Origin of the sequence: Winogradskyella ludwigii (assembly GCF_013403985.1) — a bacterium.
GTDB classification, from domain to species: Bacteria; Bacteroidota; Bacteroidia; order Flavobacteriales; family Flavobacteriaceae; genus Winogradskyella; species Winogradskyella ludwigii.
The window spans coordinates 256,805-277,713 of sequence record NZ_JABFDF010000002.1; the positions used below are offsets into that span (position 1 = coordinate 256,805).

General features: G+C 33.5%; 20 protein-coding genes. 13 read left to right on the forward strand and 7 right to left on the reverse strand.

Annotated features, from left to right (window positions below):
* Nucleotides 1-50 precede the first annotated feature (50 nt).
* From scpA to HM981_RS07190, 10 genes are all read left to right on the forward strand, one after another.
* A complete protein-coding gene (gene scpA / locus HM981_RS07145; RefSeq protein WP_179337940.1) occupies nucleotides 51-2,180 on the forward strand; it encodes a methylmalonyl-CoA mutase in 2,130 nt (709 codons plus the stop codon).
* Nucleotides 2,181-2,219: 39 nt separating this feature from the next.
* The gene (locus tag HM981_RS07150; protein WP_179337942.1) at nucleotides 2,220-3,158 is read left to right on the forward strand and encodes an alpha/beta hydrolase; all 939 of its coding nucleotides are present in this window, start codon (nucleotides 2,220-2,222) and stop codon (nucleotides 3,156-3,158) included.
* Between the two features lie 101 nt (nucleotides 3,159-3,259).
* Nucleotides 3,260-6,103, forward strand: a complete 2,844-nt coding sequence (locus tag HM981_RS07155) for a M16 family metallopeptidase (protein WP_179337944.1) — start codon at nucleotides 3,260-3,262, stop codon at nucleotides 6,101-6,103.
* Nucleotides 6,104-6,398: 295 nt separating this feature from the next.
* Entirely contained in the window at nucleotides 6,399-7,166 is a 768-nt protein-coding gene (locus HM981_RS07160; protein ID WP_179337946.1) for a ParA family protein, read from the forward strand.
* Complete coding sequence (locus tag HM981_RS07165) at nucleotides 7,166-8,068, forward strand: ParB/RepB/Spo0J family partition protein (RefSeq protein WP_179337948.1); 903 nt, start codon at nucleotides 7,166-7,168, stop codon at nucleotides 8,066-8,068. The genes HM981_RS07160 and HM981_RS07165 overlap by 1 nt, the downstream gene beginning before the upstream one ends.
* Nucleotides 8,058-8,645: a DUF5683 domain-containing protein gene (locus HM981_RS07170; protein ID WP_179337949.1), complete on the forward strand. Its 588-nt coding sequence runs from the start codon at nucleotides 8,058-8,060 to the stop codon at nucleotides 8,643-8,645. The genes HM981_RS07165 and HM981_RS07170 overlap by 11 nt, the downstream gene beginning before the upstream one ends.
* A 92-nt stretch (nucleotides 8,646-8,737) precedes the next feature.
* Nucleotides 8,738-9,439, forward strand: a complete 702-nt coding sequence (gene dapB, locus HM981_RS07175; protein ID WP_179337951.1) for a 4-hydroxy-tetrahydrodipicolinate reductase — start codon at nucleotides 8,738-8,740, stop codon at nucleotides 9,437-9,439.
* Between the two features lie 62 nt (nucleotides 9,440-9,501).
* Nucleotides 9,502-11,106: a signal peptidase I gene (gene lepB, locus HM981_RS07180; protein WP_179337953.1), complete on the forward strand. Its 1,605-nt coding sequence runs from the start codon at nucleotides 9,502-9,504 to the stop codon at nucleotides 11,104-11,106.
* Between the two features lie 3 nt (nucleotides 11,107-11,109).
* A complete protein-coding gene (locus HM981_RS07185; RefSeq protein WP_179337955.1) occupies nucleotides 11,110-11,721 on the forward strand; it encodes a WbqC family protein in 612 nt (203 codons plus the stop codon).
* Nucleotides 11,722-11,780: 59 nt separating this feature from the next.
* Complete coding sequence (locus tag HM981_RS07190) at nucleotides 11,781-12,089, forward strand: DUF6122 family protein (protein WP_179337957.1); 309 nt, start codon at nucleotides 11,781-11,783, stop codon at nucleotides 12,087-12,089.
* Nucleotides 12,090-12,095: 6 nt separating this feature from the next.
* Here the strand turns inward: HM981_RS07190 and HM981_RS07195 are convergent, their stop codons facing one another.
* The 7 genes from HM981_RS07195 to HM981_RS07225 form a co-directional block, all read right to left on the reverse strand.
* Nucleotides 12,096-12,917, reverse strand: a complete 822-nt coding sequence (locus HM981_RS07195; RefSeq protein ID WP_246286175.1) for an endonuclease/exonuclease/phosphatase family protein — start codon at nucleotides 12,915-12,917, stop codon at nucleotides 12,096-12,098.
* Between the two features lie 206 nt (nucleotides 12,918-13,123).
* Nucleotides 13,124-13,999 (reverse strand): rhomboid family intramembrane serine protease, encoded by an 876-nt coding sequence (locus HM981_RS07200; protein WP_179337960.1) that lies wholly within the window; start codon nucleotides 13,997-13,999, stop codon nucleotides 13,124-13,126.
* Between the two features lie 2 nt (nucleotides 14,000-14,001).
* Nucleotides 14,002-14,754, reverse strand: a complete 753-nt coding sequence (locus HM981_RS07205) for a rhomboid family intramembrane serine protease (protein WP_179337962.1) — start codon at nucleotides 14,752-14,754, stop codon at nucleotides 14,002-14,004.
* 89 nt (nucleotides 14,755-14,843) lie between these two features.
* The gene (mutL, locus tag HM981_RS07210; protein ID WP_179337964.1) at nucleotides 14,844-16,703 is read right to left on the reverse strand and encodes a DNA mismatch repair endonuclease MutL; all 1,860 of its coding nucleotides are present in this window, start codon (nucleotides 16,701-16,703) and stop codon (nucleotides 14,844-14,846) included.
* Nucleotides 16,703-16,987: a riboflavin synthase subunit beta gene (locus tag HM981_RS07215; RefSeq protein ID WP_179337967.1), complete on the reverse strand. Its 285-nt coding sequence runs from the start codon at nucleotides 16,985-16,987 to the stop codon at nucleotides 16,703-16,705. Before HM981_RS07215 ends, mutL begins: the two co-directional genes overlap by 1 nt.
* A 413-nt stretch (nucleotides 16,988-17,400) precedes the next feature.
* On the reverse strand, nucleotides 17,401-17,907 hold the full coding sequence (ribH, locus tag HM981_RS07220) for a 6,7-dimethyl-8-ribityllumazine synthase (RefSeq protein WP_179337968.1): 507 nt from the start codon (nucleotides 17,905-17,907) through the stop codon (nucleotides 17,401-17,403).
* 3 nt (nucleotides 17,908-17,910) lie between these two features.
* On the reverse strand, nucleotides 17,911-18,675 hold the full coding sequence (locus tag HM981_RS07225) for a tetratricopeptide repeat protein (RefSeq protein WP_179337970.1): 765 nt from the start codon (nucleotides 18,673-18,675) through the stop codon (nucleotides 17,911-17,913).
* A 140-nt stretch (nucleotides 18,676-18,815) separates the two neighbouring features.
* Between HM981_RS07225 and recF the strand changes: the two genes are divergently transcribed.
* From recF to HM981_RS07240, 3 genes are read left to right on the forward strand one after another with little or no spacing between them, the layout of a single operon-like run.
* Complete coding sequence (gene recF / locus HM981_RS07230) at nucleotides 18,816-19,895, forward strand: DNA replication/repair protein RecF (protein WP_179337972.1); 1,080 nt, start codon at nucleotides 18,816-18,818, stop codon at nucleotides 19,893-19,895.
* A 3-nt stretch (nucleotides 19,896-19,898) separates the two neighbouring features.
* Nucleotides 19,899-20,396 (forward strand): lipocalin family protein, encoded by a 498-nt coding sequence (locus HM981_RS07235; protein WP_246286176.1) that lies wholly within the window; start codon nucleotides 19,899-19,901, stop codon nucleotides 20,394-20,396.
* Nucleotides 20,397-20,428: 32 nt separating this feature from the next.
* Nucleotides 20,429-20,725, forward strand: coding sequence for a DUF721 domain-containing protein (locus tag HM981_RS07240; RefSeq protein WP_179337974.1), 297 nt, complete (start codon nucleotides 20,429-20,431; stop codon nucleotides 20,723-20,725).
* The last annotated feature ends 184 nt before the right edge of the window (nucleotides 20,726-20,909 follow it).

A 20,909-nucleotide genomic window follows, 5' to 3' on the forward strand; every position in this document is an offset into this window, starting at 1 on the left:
CACTATAGCTAAAACCTATGATGTGTTTTTAATTACAAAAACGAATACTCATGTCAAGAAAAAACCTTCAACACATAACACTAAATAAGCCAACTCAGAACACAACAAACAAGGAAGAAAAAGAGTTCTTAACAGCTGAAAAAATCCATATAAAATCAACCTACTCAAAAGACGATATTACCCATTTAGAGCACCTAAATTTTGTTGCAGGAATCGCTCCAAATCTCAGAGGACCATATTCTACAATGTATGTTCGTAGACCATGGACCATTAGACAATATGCAGGCTTTTCTACAGCAGAAGAAAGCAATGCATTTTACAGACGAAATCTTGCAGCAGGACAAAAAGGATTATCAGTCGCTTTTGATTTAGCCACACACAGAGGTTATGATTCTGATCACGAACGCGTAACCGGAGATGTAGGCAAAGCCGGAGTCGCTATTGACTCTGTTGAAGACATGAAAATTCTCTTCAATCAAATTCCGCTCGATAAAATGTCGGTTTCAATGACTATGAACGGAGCTGTATTACCCATCATGGCGTTTTATATTGTAGCAGCTGAAGAGCAAGGAGTAAAGCCAGAACAACTTTCAGGAACGATTCAAAACGACATCCTGAAAGAGTTCATGGTACGAAATACCTACATTTACCCTCCTACTCCATCCATGAAAATTATCTCAGATATATTTGAATACACGAGTAATAATATGCCAAAATTCAATAGTATTAGTATTTCTGGATATCATATGCAAGAAGCCGGAGCCACTTGCGATATAGAGTTAGCATACACCTTAGCCGATGGACTTGAATACATTAGAAAAGGTCTAGCTGCAGGTATGGATATTGACACCTTTGCTCCTCGACTTTCCTTCTTTTGGGCCATTGGAATGAATCATTTTATGGAAATTGCCAAAATGCGAGCGGCACGAATGCTATGGGCAAAATTAGTAAAGCAATTCAACCCAAAAAATCAAAAATCATTAGCCTTAAGAACACATTGCCAAACCTCTGGCTGGAGTTTAACAGAACAAGACCCCTTTAATAATGTCGCCAGAACCTGCGTTGAAGCTTCTGCTGCAGCCTTTGGTGGTACTCAAAGTTTACACACCAATGCACTTGATGAAGCGATTGCTTTACCTACCGACTTCTCTGCACGTATTGCCAGAAACACACAAATCTATTTACAAGAAGAAACACACATTACAAAAACAGTAGATCCCTGGGCAGGAAGTTATTATGTAGAAAAACTAACAAACGATATCACTCAAGAAGCTTGGAAGCTCATACAAGAAGTTGAAGAATTAGGTGGCATGACTAAAGCTATTGAAGCTGGTATCCCAAAATTAAGAATTGAAGAAGCTGCAGCTCGTAAACAAGCCCGAATTGACTCTAATCAAGATGTAATTGTTGGAGTTAACAAATACCGCTTAGAGCAAGAAGATCCTATTTCCACTTTAGAAGTAGACAACCAAACAGTTAGATTACAACAAATTAAACGCTTAGACTCCATAAAAACGAGTCGTAACAGTGAAGATATCAATGAGGCATTACTAAAACTAACACAATCAGCAAAAACAAGCGAAGGAAACTTACTAGCTTTAGCAGTAGATGCAGCTAGAAAACGTGCGACTTTAGGAGAAATAAGCGATGCTCTAGAAGCTGAATTTGGTAGATATAAAGCACAAATAAAATCCTTTTCCGGAGTCTATAGTAAAGAAATAAAAGACGACGAAAGCTTTCAAAAAGCAAAAGAATTAGCGAATCAATTTGCAGAACAAGACGGCCGAAGACCTCGAATAATGATTGCAAAAATGGGACAAGATGGTCATGACCGAGGAGCAAAGGTAATCGCCACAAGTTACGCAGATGTAGGCTTCGATGTCGATATTGGTCCACTTTTTCAAACCCCAAAAGAAGCCGCAAAACAAGCTATAGAGAATGATGTTCATATTTTAGGAGTATCCTCCTTAGCAGCAGGACATAAAACATTACTACCTCAAGTTGTACAAGCACTGAAAAACTATGGTCGTGAAGATATTATGGTGATCATTGGAGGTGTAATTCCTAAGCAAGACTACCAATATTTATTGGATGCTGGAGCCGTTGCTATTTTTGGTCCAGGTACCAAAATAAGCGAAGCTGCGATACATATTTTAGAAATTTTAATTAACGAAGAATAACACCTATTCTAAAGTAAGGCAATTAAATACGATGTATTAATGACAAGAAAAAGTTTGACCAAAATTTCAAAACGCATCATCCTTGCGTCAATAATTATTGGACTACTTAGTGTGCATTTTATATTCCCTCGATTCATAACAGAAGTAAGAAATCCCATTTTAGAATCGTTTAAAACAAAAAAAGTAATAAATACAATACCTAAAAAACATCAAAACCCTCAATTTAAACGTAAAAAAATAACGATTACAACATTCGACAACCTTAAACTTTCTGCCTTATTAACCTATTCTAATTTAGCAGATACTAAAGGCACCATCATATTATTGCATGGCAGCAGCAATACCAAAGAGCATTTTCATGATTTAAGTGAGTTTCTATCTTTAAACGGATTTAACTCAGTCGCACTAGACTCTAGAGGTTTTGGAGAAAGCGAAGGTCAATTCACTACTTTTGGAGCCAAAGAAACTAAAGATATTCAAGCCTTAATTACAGAACTAATTAATGTAGAAGACTTAGACAATATAGGACTTTGGGGACAATCTATTGGAGGAGCATTCACACTACAAACCATGGGATTAGACAAACGCGTAAAATACGGAATAGCAGAAAGCTCGTATACAGACCTAAAAACTAATATTCAACATTTTTTTCAACGTCATTTAGGATTTAGCATTAACCCTTTAAGCAACTACATAACCAATAGAGCCGCTACCATTGCAGATTTCGATCCAGACGAAGCCAACCCTTTAAAATATAGTAAAGAGATCACACAACCCATTCTTGTTGTACATGGCGCACAAGACCTCCCAATCCCTATAGAAGAAGGCAAAGCCAACTTTACTAACATTAAAAGCAAGGATAAAAAATTCTTAAAAATAGAATCTGCTGGTCACTCTGATATTTGGGAAATAGGTGGAGAAAATTATTTTAATTACGTCTTAGAATTTCTTAACAAACACGCCCTAAAAACCAACTAAGTAATTAGTTAAAAATAAGCCTTCTCTTTAATTATCAAGATTTTATGTTTAAATTAGAAGCATATTCTTATAAAACATTAATCCATTTAATCCATCAATCAATGAGAAAATCAATTTTTGGCACATTACTAGTCTTGTGTTTAACCATCGCATTCCCATTAAATGCCCAAATGGCTACTACACAGACAGATTCGAAAGTAAATTACAATTCTACGAATCCAATTCCTACTGATCCGAATGTAAAAACAGGAAAACTAAGCAACGGACTCACCTATTACATTCAAAACAATCCCAAACCAGAAAATAAAGTCGAGTTGAGACTTGTAATTAACGCTGGATCAATTCTAGAAGATGAAGACCAATTAGGCCTTGCGCATTTCATGGAGCACATGTGTTTTAATGGCACAAAAAACTTCAAGAAAAACGAATTAGTAGATTACCTACAAGGTATTGGAGTGAAATTTGGAGCTCACCTAAATGCATACACTAGCTTTGATCAAACAGTTTATATTCTACCTATTCCAAGTGACGATCCTGAAAAATTAGAGCAAGGCTTTCAAATAATTGAAGATTGGGCGCACAATGCTCTATTAACAGATGAAGAAATTGATAACGAACGCGGTGTTGTTCTAGAAGAATACCGTTTAGGAAAAGGTGCTGATGAGCGTATGATGCAAAAATACTTACCAAAAGTAATGTATGGTTCAAAATACGCAGAACGACTACCTATTGGAACAAAAGAAAACCTAGAAACTTTTAAATATGAAAGTTTAAAACGCTTTTACAACGACTGGTACAGACCCGATTTAATGGCTGTTATTGCCGTTGGAGATATTGATGTTGCCACGCTCGAAGCAAAAATAAAATCACATTTTGAACACATTAAAAATCCTAAAAAACCAAGACCTAGACCTACTTTTGATTTGCCAAACCACAAAGAAACCTTTGTAGCTATTGAATCTGACAAAGAAGCTCCTTTTTCTAACGTACAAGTTATGTTTAAAGACAGGATTAATTCTAAACCGGATATTACTGCTGCAGACCGCAGAAAATCTATGATCGAAAACCTCTTTGCTCAGATGATTAATAATCGTTTAGACGAAATTAGAAACGGTGACAACCCACCATTTGTTTACGGCTATTCTTATTATGGTGGCACTTATGCTCGTACTAAAAACGCATTTCAATCCTTTGCAATGACAAGTCCAGAAGGACAGTTAAATGCTTTAAAAACACTTTTAGTTGAAAACGAGCGTGTACGTAAGCATGGTTTTTTTGAAGGCGAGTTTAATCGCGCAAAAAAAGACCTCGTTGCTAGAATGGAAAAAGCACACAAAGACAAGGATAAAATGGAATCCGAAAGAATTGTAGGACGCTACATCAATAATTTTCTAGAACAACAACCGATTCCTAGCATGGATTGGCAATTCGATTTTATGAATTCGCAATTACCAACCATAACTTTAGCCGAAGTAAACGCACTTATAAACTCTTACATAAAAGAAGATAACCGTGTTGTTATACTTACTGGACCAGAAAAAGAAGGTTTAGAAAAAGTTAAAGAATCAGAAGTATTAGCATTGCTCGACTCTGTAAAGAAAATGGAACTAAAACCTTATGATGACAAAGTAGTTGCATCTTCACTAATGACAAAAATGCCAACAAAAGGAAGCATAAAAGAATACAAAAACGATGATGTTCTTGGTACAACAACCTTGCTACTGAGCAATGGAGCTACAGTAACTTACAAAGTCACAGATTTTAAAAATGATGAAATTCTATTTGATGCTTTTAGCTACGGAGGTACATCGCTTTATTCTGATGAAGACTATAAAGCTACTATTAATGCAAATCGCGGATTAACAGAAGCAGGAATCAATGGCTTTAATAAAGTTGAATTAGGAAAAATGATGTCTGGTAAAATTGCCAATGTTAGATTATCAATAGGCACTTACAGCGAAGGCTTATCCGGAAATACAACACCAAAAGATCTAGAAACCTTATTTCAACTCACAAATCTTCACTTTACAGCTTTAAATAAAGATGAAAAAGCGTTTAAAAGCTATGCAGATAAACAAAAGGCCTTCTTAGGCAATCTTTTATCGAGTCCACAATTCTACTTTCAAAATAAATTCTCTGAGTTTGTTTATGGAAAAAACCCAAGATACACAGGGTTTCCTACAGCAGAAGATATGGATAATGCCGATTATAATTTAGCTTATGAAAAATACAAAGAACGTTTTGCAGACGCTGGAGATTTCCACTTCTACTTTGTTGGCAATATTGACGAAAAAAAATTGGTAGACTATTGTGAAACTTATTTAGCTAGTCTACCTGGTACAGGAAGTAACGAAACCTACAGTGTAAGCGACTTTAGACCACTAACTGGTTCGCATAAAAAAATCATAGAAAAAGGTGAAGATCAAAAAAGTGCAGTAAGAATGACTTATCATGGACCAACAGAGTATAACGCAAAAGAAGCTCATGCCCTTACTAGCTTAGCTGAAGTTTTAACGATTAAGCTTATAGAAAAACTTCGTGAAGAAGAAGGAGGCGTTTATGGAGCTGGTGCAAATGCTAGTATTAGTAAGATGCCTTATGATTGGTATCGATTTAATATAAGTTTCCCATGTGGACCAGAAAATGTTGATAAGTTAATAATAGCAACACAAAAAGAAGTAGACCTGCTTGTAACTGATGGTCCTACAGAAAAAGATTTAGAAAAAGTAAAAAAAGCACAGATTTTAGACTACAAAGAAGATCTAAAAACCAATAGATTTTGGTTAGGGCAACTAAAAAATGCAGATTATCTGAAAAAAGACGCTCATGAAATCCTAGAATTCGAAGAAGGAGTAAATAGCTTAACGGTTGACGATCTGCACAAAGCAGCCAAGAAATATTTAACACAAGGCCATATCACTGGTATTCATAACCCAGAGAAATAAAACACATCTCATTATCATTATATAAAATACAGTCTTCTCAATAGCATTTTGAAGGCTGTCTTTTTTTATATAAGTGTTAACAACTTCAATTTTTTATAGTCGTAAATAATCGTATTTTTACAATGAATTTATTGTGGTATTTTTTAATACCCGAAAGCGTAGCTTTTGCTTTTTTGGCGAAAGCTTTTTTTTGAGTTTCAGCAGAACAACAGCTAAACACGCAACCTTAAAGCGCTACTTTACAGGCTTTAAAAAACCATAATAAATATGTGTTTATAATAAACCAAATCAATAAATGGGTAAAATCATTGCAATAGCAAATCAAAAAGGAGGTGTTGGTAAAACAACAACCTCAGTAAATCTAGCCGCTTCTTTAGGTGTTCTTGAGAAGAAGGTTCTACTTATAGATGCAGATCCGCAAGCAAATGCAAGTTCTGGTTTAGGAATTAATGTAGATACGGTTGAAATAGGCTCATATCAAGTTATAGAACATACCGCTTCTGCAAAAGATGCAATTGTGTCTTCAAATGCACCTAATGTAGATGTATTACCTGCACACATTGATCTGGTTGCTATAGAAATTGAGCTCGTTGATAAAGCTGAACGGGAGTACATGCTTAAAAAAGCTATAGATGACTTAAAATTAGAATACGATTATATTTTAATTGATTGCGCGCCATCTTTAGGCTTACTAACACTGAATGCTTTAACGGCTGCAGATTCTGTAATTATCCCTATTCAATGCGAATATTTTGCATTAGAAGGTTTAGGGAAACTGTTAAATACTATTAAAAGTGTACAAAAAATACATAATGAAACGTTAGATATTGAAGGCTTACTATTAACCATGTTTGATTCGCGTTTACGTTTGTCTAACCAAGTAGTAGAAGAGGTACAAAAGCACTTTAGTAATATGGTTTTTGACACTATAATACAACGTAACGTACGTTTAGGCGAAGCACCAAGTTTTGGTGAGAGTATTATTAATTACGACGTAAGCAGTAAAGGTGCTGCTAATTATTTAAGCTTAGCTAAGGAGCTGATTAAGAAAAATGAATTATAATGGCGAAAGCAACTAAAAAACAAGCATTAGGACGCGGACTTTCGGCTCTTTTAAAAGACCCTGAAAACGATATCAATTCTACAGAAGATAGAAATGCAGATAAAGTGGTTGGTAATATTGTAGAACTTGATCTTGAAAGTATTGAGGTCAATCCATTTCAACCAAGAACCAATTTTAACGAAGAAACCTTAAGAGAACTCGCCTCTTCTATTAGAGAATTGGGAGTTATTCAACCTATAACAGTTCGAAAATTAGCCTTTAACAAATACCAATTGGTATCTGGAGAACGTCGTTTTAGAGCGTCAAAATTAATTGGCTTAGAAGCTATTCCTGCATATATTAGAATCGCTAATGACCAAGAGTCGTTAGAAATGGCTTTAGTTGAGAATATTCAACGTCAAGATTTAGATCCTATAGAAGTTGCATTATCTTACCAACGTTTAATTGACGAGATACAATTAACGCAAGAACAAATGAGTGAGCGTGTTGGTAAAAAAAGATCTACGATTGCAAATTATTTACGCTTATTAAAATTAGATCCAATTATTCAAACTGGCATACGTGATGGTTTTATAAGTATGGGGCACGGAAGAGCGATGGTTAATATTGAAAGCCAAGTTGATCAATTAGAGATTTACGAAAAAATAATTACGAATAGGTTATCCGTTAGAGCCACTGAAAAGTTGGTGAAAGATTTAAATTCTAGTGAACCTAATACCGTTGAAGAAATTCTACCAGAGGTGCCTAAACATATCAAAAAAGGCGTCAAAGAATTTTCAGAATACTTTGGTCACAAAATTGATGTTAGAATCGCTAAAAACGGAAGTGGTAAAATAACCATCCCATTTCATTCTGAAGAAGACTTCAACCGAATTAAAAAATTAGTGAAACGTGACAAATAAAGGATACTATTGTCTTTTACTGTGCTTGTTTTCAGTCCTGTTTTCATTTTCCCAAAAAGAAAAAGATAGTACAAGTATTGCCATCGATCAAAGTCCCATTATTGCTAATGAAACATTAGTAAAAAAAGAAATTGATCCCTTAAGACCTGCAAAAGCAGCGTTTTATTCTGCTATACTTCCAGGTTTAGGCCAAGCTTACAATAAAAAATATTGGAAAATCCCCATAGTTTTGGGAGCCATAGGTACAGGTGTTTATTTCTATACCAGAAACGATACGCAGTACAATCGTTATAGAGATGCCTACAAAAATCGATTAGCTGGTTTTACAGATGATGAATTTTATGGATTAATTTCAGACGACGGACTTATTAGAGCGCAAGAACAGTTTAGTAGAAATAAAGAAATATCATTATTGGTAACCTTTGGGTTGTACGCACTTAACATTATTGATGCTAATATAGACGCTCACCTACTTCAGTTTAATGTTGATGAGAATCTTAGCTTAAGTCCACATTATCAATACAATGAGATGGAAAACACATCTGACTTAGGTTTAACGCTTAATTTTAAATTTTAATATAAAACGAGCAAGTTCAAAATTTTATCACGCAATAACAATGATGAATAGCGAACAGCCTGTGACTATTAAAAAACAATAAAAATATACACATGAAAATAGCTTTACTAGGTTATGGCAGAATGGGGAAAAGTATAGAGGCTATTGCTGTGAATCGTAGTCATACTATTGTACTAAAAGTATCAGACACAACCTCTAATTTCGATTTTTCGGATGCAGACGTTGCTATAGATTTTAGCATTCCATCTGCTGCAGTTACTAACATAAAAAAGGCTTTAGATGCGGGAATTCCTGTGATTTCCGGAACAACAGGTTGGCTAGACAATTACAATGAAATCATTGACTATTGTAATACCAAAAACGGAACGTTTCTTTATGCTTCAAACTTTAGTTTAGGTGTTAATATATTTTTTGAACTCAACAAAAAACTAAGTGAGTTAATGTCTGGCTTTTCTGAATACACTACAGAAATCGAAGAAATTCATCATACGCAAAAATTAGATGCACCTAGCGGAACGGCAATTACATTGGCTGAACAAATAATTGAGCACACCGACTATAAGAATTGGACTTTAGATACTGCAGAACCTAAAGAAATACATATCGAAGCTAAGCGTATTGAAGGGATTCCTGGCACCCACGAGATTACTTATAATTCTGAAATAGATGCTATAAGTATTAAACATACAGCACATAGTAGACAAGGTTTTGCAATGGGAGCTGTAATAGCCGCAGAATGGATTAAAAATAAAAAAGGCATTTTTAGTATGAAAGATGTGTTAAACATTGGTTAATTTGCCAACTTATTGTAACCAATTAGAATAATTTTCAACCTATACAGACAAAATATATTGTTATGAGCTGGACACAGTGGTTTATCTTTTTACTCATTTTACAAATTATCCATGGCTTAGGCACATGGAAACTTTACGTTAAAGCAGGCAGACAAGCTTGGGAAGCCTTTGTTCCTGTTTACAATGCTGTCATTTTACTAAAAATTATTTCTCGTCCTTGGTGGTGGGTAATTTTAATGTTCTTACCTATAGTAAATCTTGTTATGATTCCTGCTGTTTGGATAGAAACAGCGCGCTCATTTGGAAAAGACAGTAAACTAGATGCGCTTTTATGCATCGTTACTTTAGGTTTTTATTTATACTATCTAAATTATGCCGCAGATGTAAGCTACATAGAAAACAGAAAACTAACACCAAAAACATCATCAGGAGAATGGATAACCTCTATCCTATTCGCAATTGTAGCTGCTACTATTGTACACACCTATTTCTTTCAGCCATTTGTGATCCCTTCGTCTTCATTAGAAAAATCATTATTGGTCGGAGACTTTCTTATTGTTAGTAAATTACATTATGGTCCAAGAGTGCCTATGACAACCGTTGGTGCTCCAATGGTACATGACACCATTCCTGTAATAGGTAAAAAATCGTATTTATATGACGATAATTTTGAAGAGCGAAAAACCTCTTGGATTAATAAATTACAACTTCCGTTTTTAAGATTACCAGGGTTTGAAAATGTTGAACGTAATGATATCGTTGTCTTTAATCAGCCAGCAGATACATTGCTTAATATGAACGATTTTAATCCTGATCGTAATTACTACAAACCAATAGACAAAAAAACAAACTTAGTTAAACGTTGTGTTGGTGTTGCTGGAGATACATTAGAAATTAGAAATGGTTATGTTTTTATAAATGGGAAACAAAATAAACTACCACCAAGATCACATCTTCAATTCTCTTACGACATTACTTTTAAGCGCGATTTACAACCTGCAAGAATATACGATATATTAAAAAAATATGATATTACAGACGGTTTACGCTATGGATCTACAGAAGGTTCTTATGGAATACCTGCAGCAACAGATGAAGCTGTAGAACAACTAAGAGTGCACCCTGAAGTGGCTTCAATTGTTCCCGTTAAAAGAACTCCAGGCGAAAGAGACGATATCTTCCCTAGAGATCCTAACTACAATTGGAACGTTGATAACTTTGGACCACTTTGGATCCCTAAAGCTGGCGCAACAGTTAATTTAACTACTGAAAATATTTCGTTATATAAACGAGCAATTGGAGAATACGAAGGTCATAAAGTTATAACACGAGGTAATCAGGTTTTTATTGACGATCAACCTGCAACATCTTACACCTTTAAACAGGATTATTATTGGATGATGGGAGATAACAGACACAATTCTATTGATAGTCGCTATTGGGGATTTGTACCTAACGATCATATCTTTGGAAAACCTGTATTTATCTGGATGAGTATCGATGGTATAAATGATGGTGTAAAGAATTGGAGTTTCCGTTGGGATAGAATTTTTACGACTGTAAGTGGTGGAAACGAACGTACCTCTTTTTTAATTCCATTTATTATTCTTGTTTTAGGGATTACGTTTTTCAATAAATGGAGAAAAAAGAAGAAAGCTAAGCAGTAAGTTTTGAACAGTCTCATTTATCCAACCGCTTTTCCGAACATTGCACACTTTTGTGCTGTTGTAAATGCTGATTCCGTATATTTTGAAGTCTCTGACAATTACCAAAAGCAATCGTACAGAAACCGAACCGAAATTTATGGTGCCAATGGTAAATTAGCATTAACTGTTCCGGTGAGTTATACTCAAAAAAACAGACAACTTTATAAAGATGTTAAAATTGCTAACGAAGAACAATGGCAACAACATTATTTAAAGTCATTGCTCTCTGCATATAGTATGTCTCCTTTTTTTGAGTTTTATATTGATGACTTAATGCCTCTTTTTAAAAATCAGTTTGATTATATCTTAGATTTTAATTTAAAATGTTTCGATTTACTTGCTGAGTGTCTTCTACTTCATAAAGTACCAAAACACACGTCTACTTTTGAAAAAATACCATCAGAAAAAGTAGACTTCAGAACTTTAGTAAAACGAAATGCTGAAGTACAAACACTTCAACCTTACACTCAAGTTTTTACTGAGAAACATGGTTTTATCCCTAATCTGAGTATTTTAGATTTATTATTTAATGAAGGTCCCAATTCAGAGTTGTACTTAAAAAGACAAGCTCTATAAGCTTAAAAACACCTTCATAAAGGACTTGAAACTGTTAAGCCCAAACAATTAAAACGATCATGCTTCAATCATTTGTACATTATGGCATACACTTTGGGCTTCCGCTCATTATTGCTGTTCTGTTTTTTAAATCCTATTGGCTAAAAGCTTATGGAATTATGATTTTAGGCATGCTCATAGATTTAGATCACTTATTGGCAAATCCTATTTTTGATCCCAACCGTTGCAGCATCAATTTTCATCCGCTTCACTCCTATTTTGCTATTGTATGTTATGTATTGTTATTAATTCCTAAAAAGACGCGACTTATTGGTTTAGGATTAACGATTCACATTATTGCAGATACAGCAGATTGCTGGTTAATGTAAATAGTATTAATTCAATTTTAAATTGGCTTTTATAGGATAGTGATCTGAGAGTTTAACATCAAACGTTTTAAATTCATTGACTGTAAAATCCTTATCGGCCAAAATAAAATCAATACGCATTGGGAAGAATTTAAAATCGTAAGTTCTACCGAAACCATTACCTGCTTCTTCAAATGTATCTTTTAAATCTTCACCTTTTACCTTTCTATAAATGTAAGAATAGGCTGTATTATTAAAATCGCCTGTAACAATTGTTTTATAATGAGACTTGGCTTTATGTGCTAAAAACAATTCAACTTGATCTTGTTGTGCTTTAAATGTTGAACCTACTTGTTTAAATAAATGACTCGAGGTTTCATTTTTTAATTTTTCGACATCAGTTTCAATACCTGAAGACTGCAGATGCAGCGTATAAACTCTAATTGTATCCTTCTGTTTAACTATATCTATAAAAATAGCATTGTTGTACGTATCTGGAAATTCTAGTGAACCTGAGTTTATGATAGGAAATTTAGAAAAAATGGTTTGTCCTCCTTTTACACCTTTTATTGGTGTGGCATTAAAGTTAGAATAACCTTTTAAGGAAATTGGGTCTCCTGTTCTATATTCTTGAAGACACAATACATCTGGATCTTCGTTGTCTATAAACTTTAAGATATCTTCTTTAATTGTCTCTTTTGGTAACCATCCAAATCTATTAAAAAACCGAACGTTATAAGACATTACTGATAAGTTGGCATCATCTTCAATCTGTGATGAAGACGAAAACCGATACATTGCATTAATATGATTCCATCCTAACAACAATACAATTAAAGATAAAACCATTTGCTTTTTTACACGAAGCAACCAATAAATAAAAAAGATTAAGTTAAATAAAATAAGCAAAGGCATACCGAGACTTAATACTGATAATGACGCAAAATCCTTGGGAGAAATATAGGGTAATAAATAAGAGACAAGCAATAAAAATGCAATCAAAGAATTGATTACAAACATAATTTTACTACCGAATCCTAGTCCTTTCAATTGTATTAGTCTTTACCTGCGTTAAAAAGAAATGCTTTCTCATCTGAAGTTAAACTCTCATAACCACTTTTACTGATTTTATCGAGAATGGCGTCTATCTCCTTCTGTTTATTTAACGCATTAGACGTTGTTTTAGTCTTACTGGATGTTGCTGTTTTTTTGGCCGTTTTTCTATGAACCGTTTTAAGATTCGATTTTGGTTTAAACCAACTAACAACACGATCCATAGTACGCTCAAAACCGGTTCCTATATCTGACCCCTTTAATAATTGGGTTGCATAAAAGTAACCTAAAAGATAACCACCAAAATGTGCCACATAACCACCTTGATTTATTCCAAAAAACATTCTAAACAAATCTAAGCCTACAATAACCATAGCAACATGTTTCCATTTTACATTAAAGGAATTGAACAGTCTAATTTCGGTATTGGGCATATAGGCTGCAACAAAAAGCAATAATGCACTAACTCCTGCAGAAGCGCCTACCAATACTCCATTTCCTTTAAAAAAAGAATCTGGTGTAAGATTTGTATAGCCTAAATAGGCTAATCCACCACAAATAATTCCTAAGAAATAAATATTAAGAACCATTTTTTGACGAAACAAATTTGTTATCAATCGCGATAAGTAATACAGAAACAACATATTAAATACCAAATGCAATAAGCCATTGTGCAAAAAACCATAGGTAATTAATGACCATGGTTGCACTATAAAATCCATGATCCCTGATGGTAATTCAAAATAGTTAAATACATCAATTCGTAATAAGGATTGAAATATTAAACCAATAATAAACACCACCACATTAATGGCAATGATTTTACCAAAAACATCGAGATTACTAAACTTATATTTTAAATCTTGAATTGTACTCATAATTAATTCCAACGGTATTTATCCTTTTCATTTTTCTTCCAGAAATACATTAAAAGGAATCCTGTAAGTGCGCCACCGACGTGAGCCATATAAGCCGTATTACTTGGGCTAAAAATTGATTGCCCTGTTAAACCAGAGAATAAGTCTAAAGCAATAATCGCTGGAATAAAATATTTTGCTTTAATTGGTATTGGTAAGAAAATAAGCATTAATTTATTTTCAGGAAATAGCATTCCAAAAGCAACTAAAACTCCCATAATAGCGCCAGATGCACCAACCATAGTTCCATTAAATGCTCCAACAAAGCTATCAAAATGATCACCTAAAATTGGTAACCAAGCGGTACTGTATTTACCCTCACTTAAAACACTAACGACTTCTGCCTGCGAAACACCAGAATCTATTAACGTTGTTAACCCTGTATTGTACTGAAAATATAAAAACGCAAGTTGTATTAAAGCGGCTCCAAAACCTGATAACAAATAGAATATTACAAATTTCTTCCATCCAAAAATCTGTTCAACTGCAGTACCAAACATCCATAAGGCAAACATATTAAAGGCAATATGCATGAAATTTCCATGCATAAACATATGCGTTAAAATCTGCCAAGGTTGAAAATTTGGATTCTGAGGAAAATAAAGCGCAAACCACTGATAAAAGGCTTCTCCATTACCAATGGTTAAAGTCCCAATGAACATTACCACATTTATAATCAATAAATGCTTAACCGCATCTGTTATGCCTTGTCTCATGTGTTTCTATTATTATTTTTTTTGTCACATGTAATTCGCCATTAGTCCCCTCTGTAAAAATGAAGTTTTATTATGGCTCATTTCATATGCTACATAAATTTTTTCTCAATATCATCTACTGCCATCGTAATAAACGTTGGTCTATTGGTTGGTGATACATTTGGTTCCTTGCAGGCAAATAAACTATTTACCATGTGTTCTTGTTCTGTACTATTTAAAGATTGCCCATTTTTGATAGCTAAACTCTTTGCCATTGATTTTGCTAGTAAATCTGCTGTACTAAAATTAGCATCTGGCACATCATTCTCTACATCACTAATTAATTGCTCAAATATAATAGACACCTCACTTTCTGGAACTCCTACTGGTACTCCTGTAATCGTGATTTCTTTTGCACTTAACTCAGAAAACACAAAACCCGTGTGTTCTAAATCTGCTTTTAAATCTTCTATAATAATTGTTTCGTTGGGTGTATAATGCAATTGTAAAGGAAACAATAATTGCTGACTTGTTGCTTCCTTTATTGTTATATGTCTTAAAAAATTCTCGTACAAAATACGTTGGTGTGCTCTATTCTGATCAATAACCAACATACCAGATTTTAAAGTGCTTACAATATACTTTTGCTGTAATTGAAAAGTACTTTTTTTAGTTTCGATAGAAGAATCACTAAAAATAGATTCGTTTTTAGATTCACTTTCAAAGGTGACTTGACTAAAATCGGATTGTGAGTTATTACCTTTAGATTCTAAACCTACATACAAACTTTCCCAAGATTCTGTCGGTGCAGATTTAAATCCTGTATTATGACTCGTTGTTTTTTGTCTTGCAGGCGAATCATCTGAAAAAGGATTAAAACTGCGATCTACTTCAATAGCTGGAGTGGATGCTTTTTTATCTCTATAATCATAAGGCGTATTTAAACTGCTCTGATGTTCAAAATCTAAAACCGGAGCAATATTAAATTGTCCTAAACTATGTTTTACAGCTGAACGCAGAATGGCATATAGCGTGTGCTCATCATCAAACTTAATTTCGGTTTTTGTTGGATGAATATTGATATCTATAGATTTTGGATCGACAGTAAGATTCAGAAAATAACTTGGATGATAACCATCTTTCAATAAGCCTTCAAATGCCGATTTAATAGCATGATTCAAATAAGGACTCTTTATAAAACGTTGATTCACAAAAAAGAATTGTTCTGATTTTGTTTTCTTAGAAAATTCAGGTTTACCAACAAATCCTGAAATTTTTAAAACTTCTGTTTCTTCTTCAACTGGTACTAATTTTTCATTCGTTTTAGTTCCAAAAATATGAACTACACGTTGTCTGTAGTTTTCCTGAGGCACATTAAACATATCACTTCCATTGTGATAAAATGCAAATGCAATATTAGGATGTGCTAAAGCGACACGATGAAACTCATCTGTGATGTGTCTTAACTCTACTGTGTCTGACTTTAAAAAATTTCGTCTTGCAGGAATATTAAAAAACAAATTCTTTACCGAAACTGAAGTACCTGTTGGTGTCACAGAAACCTCTTGCGATTTAATTTCGCTACCTGCAATAATAATCGAGGTTCCTAAATCTTCTTCGTCTTGTTTTGTTTTTAGCTCAACATGAGCAATTGCCGCAATACTTGCTAAAGCTTCTCCTCTAAAACCTTTGGTATTTAGTTGAAATAAATCTTCAGCAGCTTTAATTTTTGAAGTGGCATGACGCTCAAAACTAAGTCTAGCATCTGTAACGCTCATCCCTTTGCCGTTATCAATAACTTGGACTAGCGTTTTGCCAGCATCTTTAATAATAAGTTTAATCTCCGAAGCATTTGCATCTATAGCATTTTCCAATAGTTCTTTAACTACTGAAGCAGGACGCTGAACGACCTCACCTGCTGCAATTTGATTAGCAACATGGTCTGGTAAAAGTTGAATAATATCTGACATTAGCTTTTGGGCAAGAAAATAGACAGGTCGAAACCAATGATGAATAAAAATAATAACACTAATACTGCTACTATAATAAAGACACGTTTATTAACACTATCATCATGATTGTGTCTATAATCGTCAATAGCCGCATTAAATTTCCCTTTGATTCCTTTAGCAGGATTTACCGTTGTTCTTTGGTCGTCAAACTTATGTTTAACCTCAAAAGGGCTACCATCGCCTTTATAATATTGCGGCTTGTAATTATACTTTTTGTTTTTTTTCAATTTCATTAATCCCATAACATCCTTATTTTATATATCCTTCTAGGACATAAATTAAAACAAAAATCAAAACGAGCAAGATCATTAAAGCTGGTAACGAAGAAAGCATTTTACCTTTCCGTTTATCATTGCCTTTAACATCATTCCATTTTGCTTTGAAGTCGTCTTTCGACTTTGTTGTATCGGAATCCTGAAGTCGAGGTTTATATGTAAAACGTTTATTTTTTCTTTGTTGAAACAAATGACTTGTGATTTATCTCAAAAGTACTGAAAATACAAGGAAACAACACTTAAGAATTCCTTAAAATTATTAACAAAAAGGATGCCAAGAGTTGCATGGCAGTATGCCATATACTTCTGTAAAATTAAATAATCCACATCAATAGTTTAATTGATGTGGATTATTTTAAATGTATTTTATAATTTCTGATTTACTCAGAATCTTTACGTAAAGCAGCCATTTTTATAGCAGCGATAGCCGCTTCAGTTCCTTTATTACCGTGTATTCCGCCTGAGCGATCAAGGGATTGTTGCTGATTATTATCTGTAAGCACACAAAATATAACAGGAATATCTCCTTTTACATTAAGGTCTTTAATACCTTGAGTAACGCCTTCGCAAACAAAATCAAAATGTTTTGTTTCTCCTTGAATTACACAACCAATAACAATAATGGCATCTAACATTCCAGAATCTGCATAAATACTTTTGCTCATTCTAGCGGCTCCGTAGGTTAACTCAAAAGCACCAGGAACATTCCAACGCACAATATTCTCCTTAATTGCACCACAATCTATAAGCGCATCAAAAGCACCTTGCCATAAACCGTTAGTAATAATGTCATTCCATTCTGAAACAACAATCCCAAACCGAAAATCTTTCGCGCTTGGGATTGTTGTTTTATCGTATTCCGATAAATTATGATTTGCAGTTGCCATGTATTATAAGCTTGCTTCTACTTTTCCTATTAATATATCTGCTGCTGCTGCTTCAGTTGAAGTAGAAAACTCAGATTTAATACGCTTTAAATATCCTAAAGCTTTATCATTCTCTCCTAATTCAATAGCAACACGTGCTGCTTTCATTAAGTATAATGGAGTTGTAAAAGTATTAACGTTAGCCTTAAATGCTTTTTCATAATACTCTAAAGCATCAGATTTTTGTTCTAATTGAACAAATGCATCACCAATACCACCTTTAGCGATAGGATTCAACATTTTGTCATCACTAGAAAAATCACTTAAATACGTTACAGCATTTTGGTAGTCTCTTAAGTTTAAGTATGCCATACCAGCATAATAATTGGCTAAATTGGCAGCTGGACTTCCACCATACTCGTTAATAATATCTAACATACCATATTTACCTTCACCACCATCTAAGGACATTTTGTAAAGTGAATCTGAAGACACACCACTAACAGCATCATCAAAATACTTTTTAGCTGTGTACATTTCGTTCATAGCATCTTTCTCCTTAGGTTCTGATACTAATTTGTTATATCCTAAATAACATAATACTAGTAAAGCGATAGCTCCAACAATACCTAAAATATATTTTTGATTCTTAACAGCCCATTCTTCAGTTCTGGAAGCACCTTCATCTAAAGTGTTAAACACTTCTGCTGTTGTTGATTCTTCTTCAAAAACCTCTTCCTTCTCTTTTACTGTCTTAGGTTTGTAGCCTCTTTTCTTATACGTTGCCATAAATTGTCATTTTGTGCGTGCGCAAAAATAAAATTTTTATTGGGATTTAAAAGCCTATTTATTTGTTATTTTTGAATTATTAAATAACAGACCATAATGCTTGGCTACATCAGTAAAATCGGGCATAACGTTATATTTCCATGAATCTAAATACGCTATCTTTAGTTAATTATAAAAATTTTGAAAGTCAGGTTTTCGATTTCGACGTCAAAATCAATTGTTTTGTTGGTGCCAATGGTATTGGAAAAACAAATGCACTTGATGCTATTTATCATTTAGCATTCGGTAAAAGTTACTTTAATCCTATTGCTGTTCAAAATATAAATCATAATGCCGAATTCTTTGTTGTTGATGGTAATTTTACTAAAAATGAGCGTGCTGAAAAGATAATCGTCTCTCTAAAGCGTGGACAGAAAAAAGTTATTAAACGAAACAGTAAAGCTTACGAAAAGTTTAGTGAGCATATTGGCTTTATTCCTTTAGTTATTATTTCGCCAGCAGATCGTGATTTAATTATTGAAGGTAGTGATACACGTCGTAAATTTATAGACAGTGTAATCTCACAAAGTGACAAAACTTATTTAACTGAATTAATTAGTTACAATAAAGTATTGACGCAACGTAATGCTTTATTAAAGTATTTTGCCCTAAACAATACGTTTAATGCAGATACATTAGCGATATATAACGAGCAACTTCACACGTATGGCAGTGATATATTTAAAAAACGGGATGCTTTTTTAAAGGCTTTTATTCCTATTTTTAAAGCACGTTATGAAGCTATAAGCCAGAGCAAAGAAGTTATAGACTTACAATATAAAAGTGATTTGTTTGATAATGAATTGATAGATTTATTAAAGAAGACTATTAACAAAGACAAAGCCATACAATATACTACTGTTGGTACACACAAAGATGATTTAGTGTTTCTGATTGACAACTTCCCAATTAAAAAATTTGGTAGTCAAGGTCAGCAAAAATCATTTTTAGTGGCTTTAAAATTGGCACAATTCGATTTTATAAAACAGCAAAGCGGAGTGTCTCCTATTTTACTCTTGGATGATATTTTTGATAAATTAGATGAAAATAGAGTCTCGCAGATTATTAATTTGGTTGATGATGAACATTTTGGACAAATTTTTATTAGCGACACACACGCCGAGCGTACTGAAGATGTGATTAAACAAATTCATCAATCGTATAAGATTTTCAAATTATAAGACATGAAAACAACATATATAAATAATAATAGTATTGCAAGACTCCCTTTTTCTGGCAGTCGTGGTCATCTTTCAAAGTTAAAATCGGTTATTTTCGCTTTATTACTATTTAGTATGGTGAGCTGCTCTAAGAATCCTGAAACCTACATTAAACATTTAGACGGTTATTGGGAAATTGAAGAAGTAACTATGGCAGATGGCAGTAAAAAAGAATACAAAATCAATGAAATCGTAGATTATATAGGTATAAATGATAGCTTAAAAGGCTTTAGAAAAAAACTAAAACCAGGTCTTAACGACACCTATTTTTCAACTGGAGATGCTGAAGCGCTTGAATTAAAAATTGAAGATAACCAGTTAAACATCTACTATTCTACACCATACGCAAATTGGAAAGAAACTGTTTTAGAGGCTACAGAAAATCAACTTCGTATTATTAATGAGAGCGATAACATTTATCTTTACAAACGCTATACATCAATAAAAATTGATTTAGAATAATTTAAAAAAATACCGTTTTAGCGGCAACTACCATGGCAAAACGAAATAACGACAATCAACCTATACAAGATATTTTAAAAGAATTTGTACAAAAAAACAATCTACAATCTGGCTTAGATAAAGTAGATGTTAGAGAAGCTTGGGCAAATTTAATGGGAAATGGCGTGAATAATTATACCACTGCTATTGAGTTAAAACACGACACCCTTTATGTACAACTTAGCTCTAGTGTACTGCGTGAAGAATTAAGTTATGGTATAGAAAAAATTATAAAAATGCTAAATGAATCGCTTAGAAAAGAAGTGGTAAAAAAATTAGTGCTGCGGTAGTTTTTATAAAATTCGTTGTTTTACTCAGTATTTAGTCCTAAAATACCATTTTAATGCTTTATTTTTAAGGTATTCTTTATTTTTACATCTGTGAATTTTTCTTGATAACACCGAAAGATGCAAAGAATTAGTGACATTCGTTTTCAACTTCCACATATAATTCGGTATTTTTAAGACATCTTAT

Bases quoted from the DNA above. Each gene is read 5' to 3' on its own strand.
- scpA (WP_179337940.1), top strand. From the start codon at position 51: ATGTCAAGAAAAAACCTTCAACACATAACACTAAATAAGCCAACTCAG.
- HM981_RS07150 (WP_179337942.1), top strand. From the start codon at position 2,220: ATGACAAGAAAAAGTTTGACCAAAATTTCAAAACGCATCATCCTTGCG.
- HM981_RS07155 (WP_179337944.1), top strand. From the start codon at position 3,260: ATGAGAAAATCAATTTTTGGCACATTACTAGTCTTGTGTTTAACCATC.
- HM981_RS07160 (WP_179337946.1), top strand. From the start codon at position 6,399: ATGGGTAAAATCATTGCAATAGCAAATCAAAAAGGAGGTGTTGGTAAA.
- HM981_RS07165 (WP_179337948.1), top strand. From the start codon at position 7,166: ATGGCGAAAGCAACTAAAAAACAAGCATTAGGACGCGGACTTTCGGCT.
- dapB (WP_179337951.1), top strand. From the start codon at position 8,738: ATGAAAATAGCTTTACTAGGTTATGGCAGAATGGGGAAAAGTATAGAG.
- lepB (WP_179337953.1), top strand. From the start codon at position 9,502: ATGAGCTGGACACAGTGGTTTATCTTTTTACTCATTTTACAAATTATC.
- HM981_RS07190 (WP_179337957.1), top strand. From the start codon at position 11,781: ATGCTTCAATCATTTGTACATTATGGCATACACTTTGGGCTTCCGCTC.
- HM981_RS07195 (WP_246286175.1), bottom strand. From the start codon at position 12,917: ATGGTTTTATCTTTAATTGTATTGTTGTTAGGATGGAATCATATTAAT.
- HM981_RS07200 (WP_179337960.1), bottom strand. From the start codon at position 13,999: ATGAGTACAATTCAAGATTTAAAATATAAGTTTAGTAATCTCGATGTT.
- HM981_RS07205 (WP_179337962.1), bottom strand. From the start codon at position 14,754: ATGAGACAAGGCATAACAGATGCGGTTAAGCATTTATTGATTATAAAT.
- mutL (WP_179337964.1), bottom strand. From the start codon at position 16,703: ATGTCAGATATTATTCAACTTTTACCAGACCATGTTGCTAATCAAATT.
- HM981_RS07215 (WP_179337967.1), bottom strand. From the start codon at position 16,987: ATGGGATTAATGAAATTGAAAAAAAACAAAAAGTATAATTACAAGCCG.
- ribH (WP_179337968.1), bottom strand. From the start codon at position 17,907: ATGGCAACTGCAAATCATAATTTATCGGAATACGATAAAACAACAATC.
- HM981_RS07225 (WP_179337970.1), bottom strand. From the start codon at position 18,675: ATGGCAACGTATAAGAAAAGAGGCTACAAACCTAAGACAGTAAAAGAG.
- recF (WP_179337972.1), top strand. From the start codon at position 18,816: ATGAATCTAAATACGCTATCTTTAGTTAATTATAAAAATTTTGAAAGT.
- HM981_RS07235 (WP_246286176.1), top strand. From the start codon at position 19,899: ATGAAAACAACATATATAAATAATAATAGTATTGCAAGACTCCCTTTT.
- HM981_RS07240 (WP_179337974.1), top strand. From the start codon at position 20,429: ATGGCAAAACGAAATAACGACAATCAACCTATACAAGATATTTTAAAA.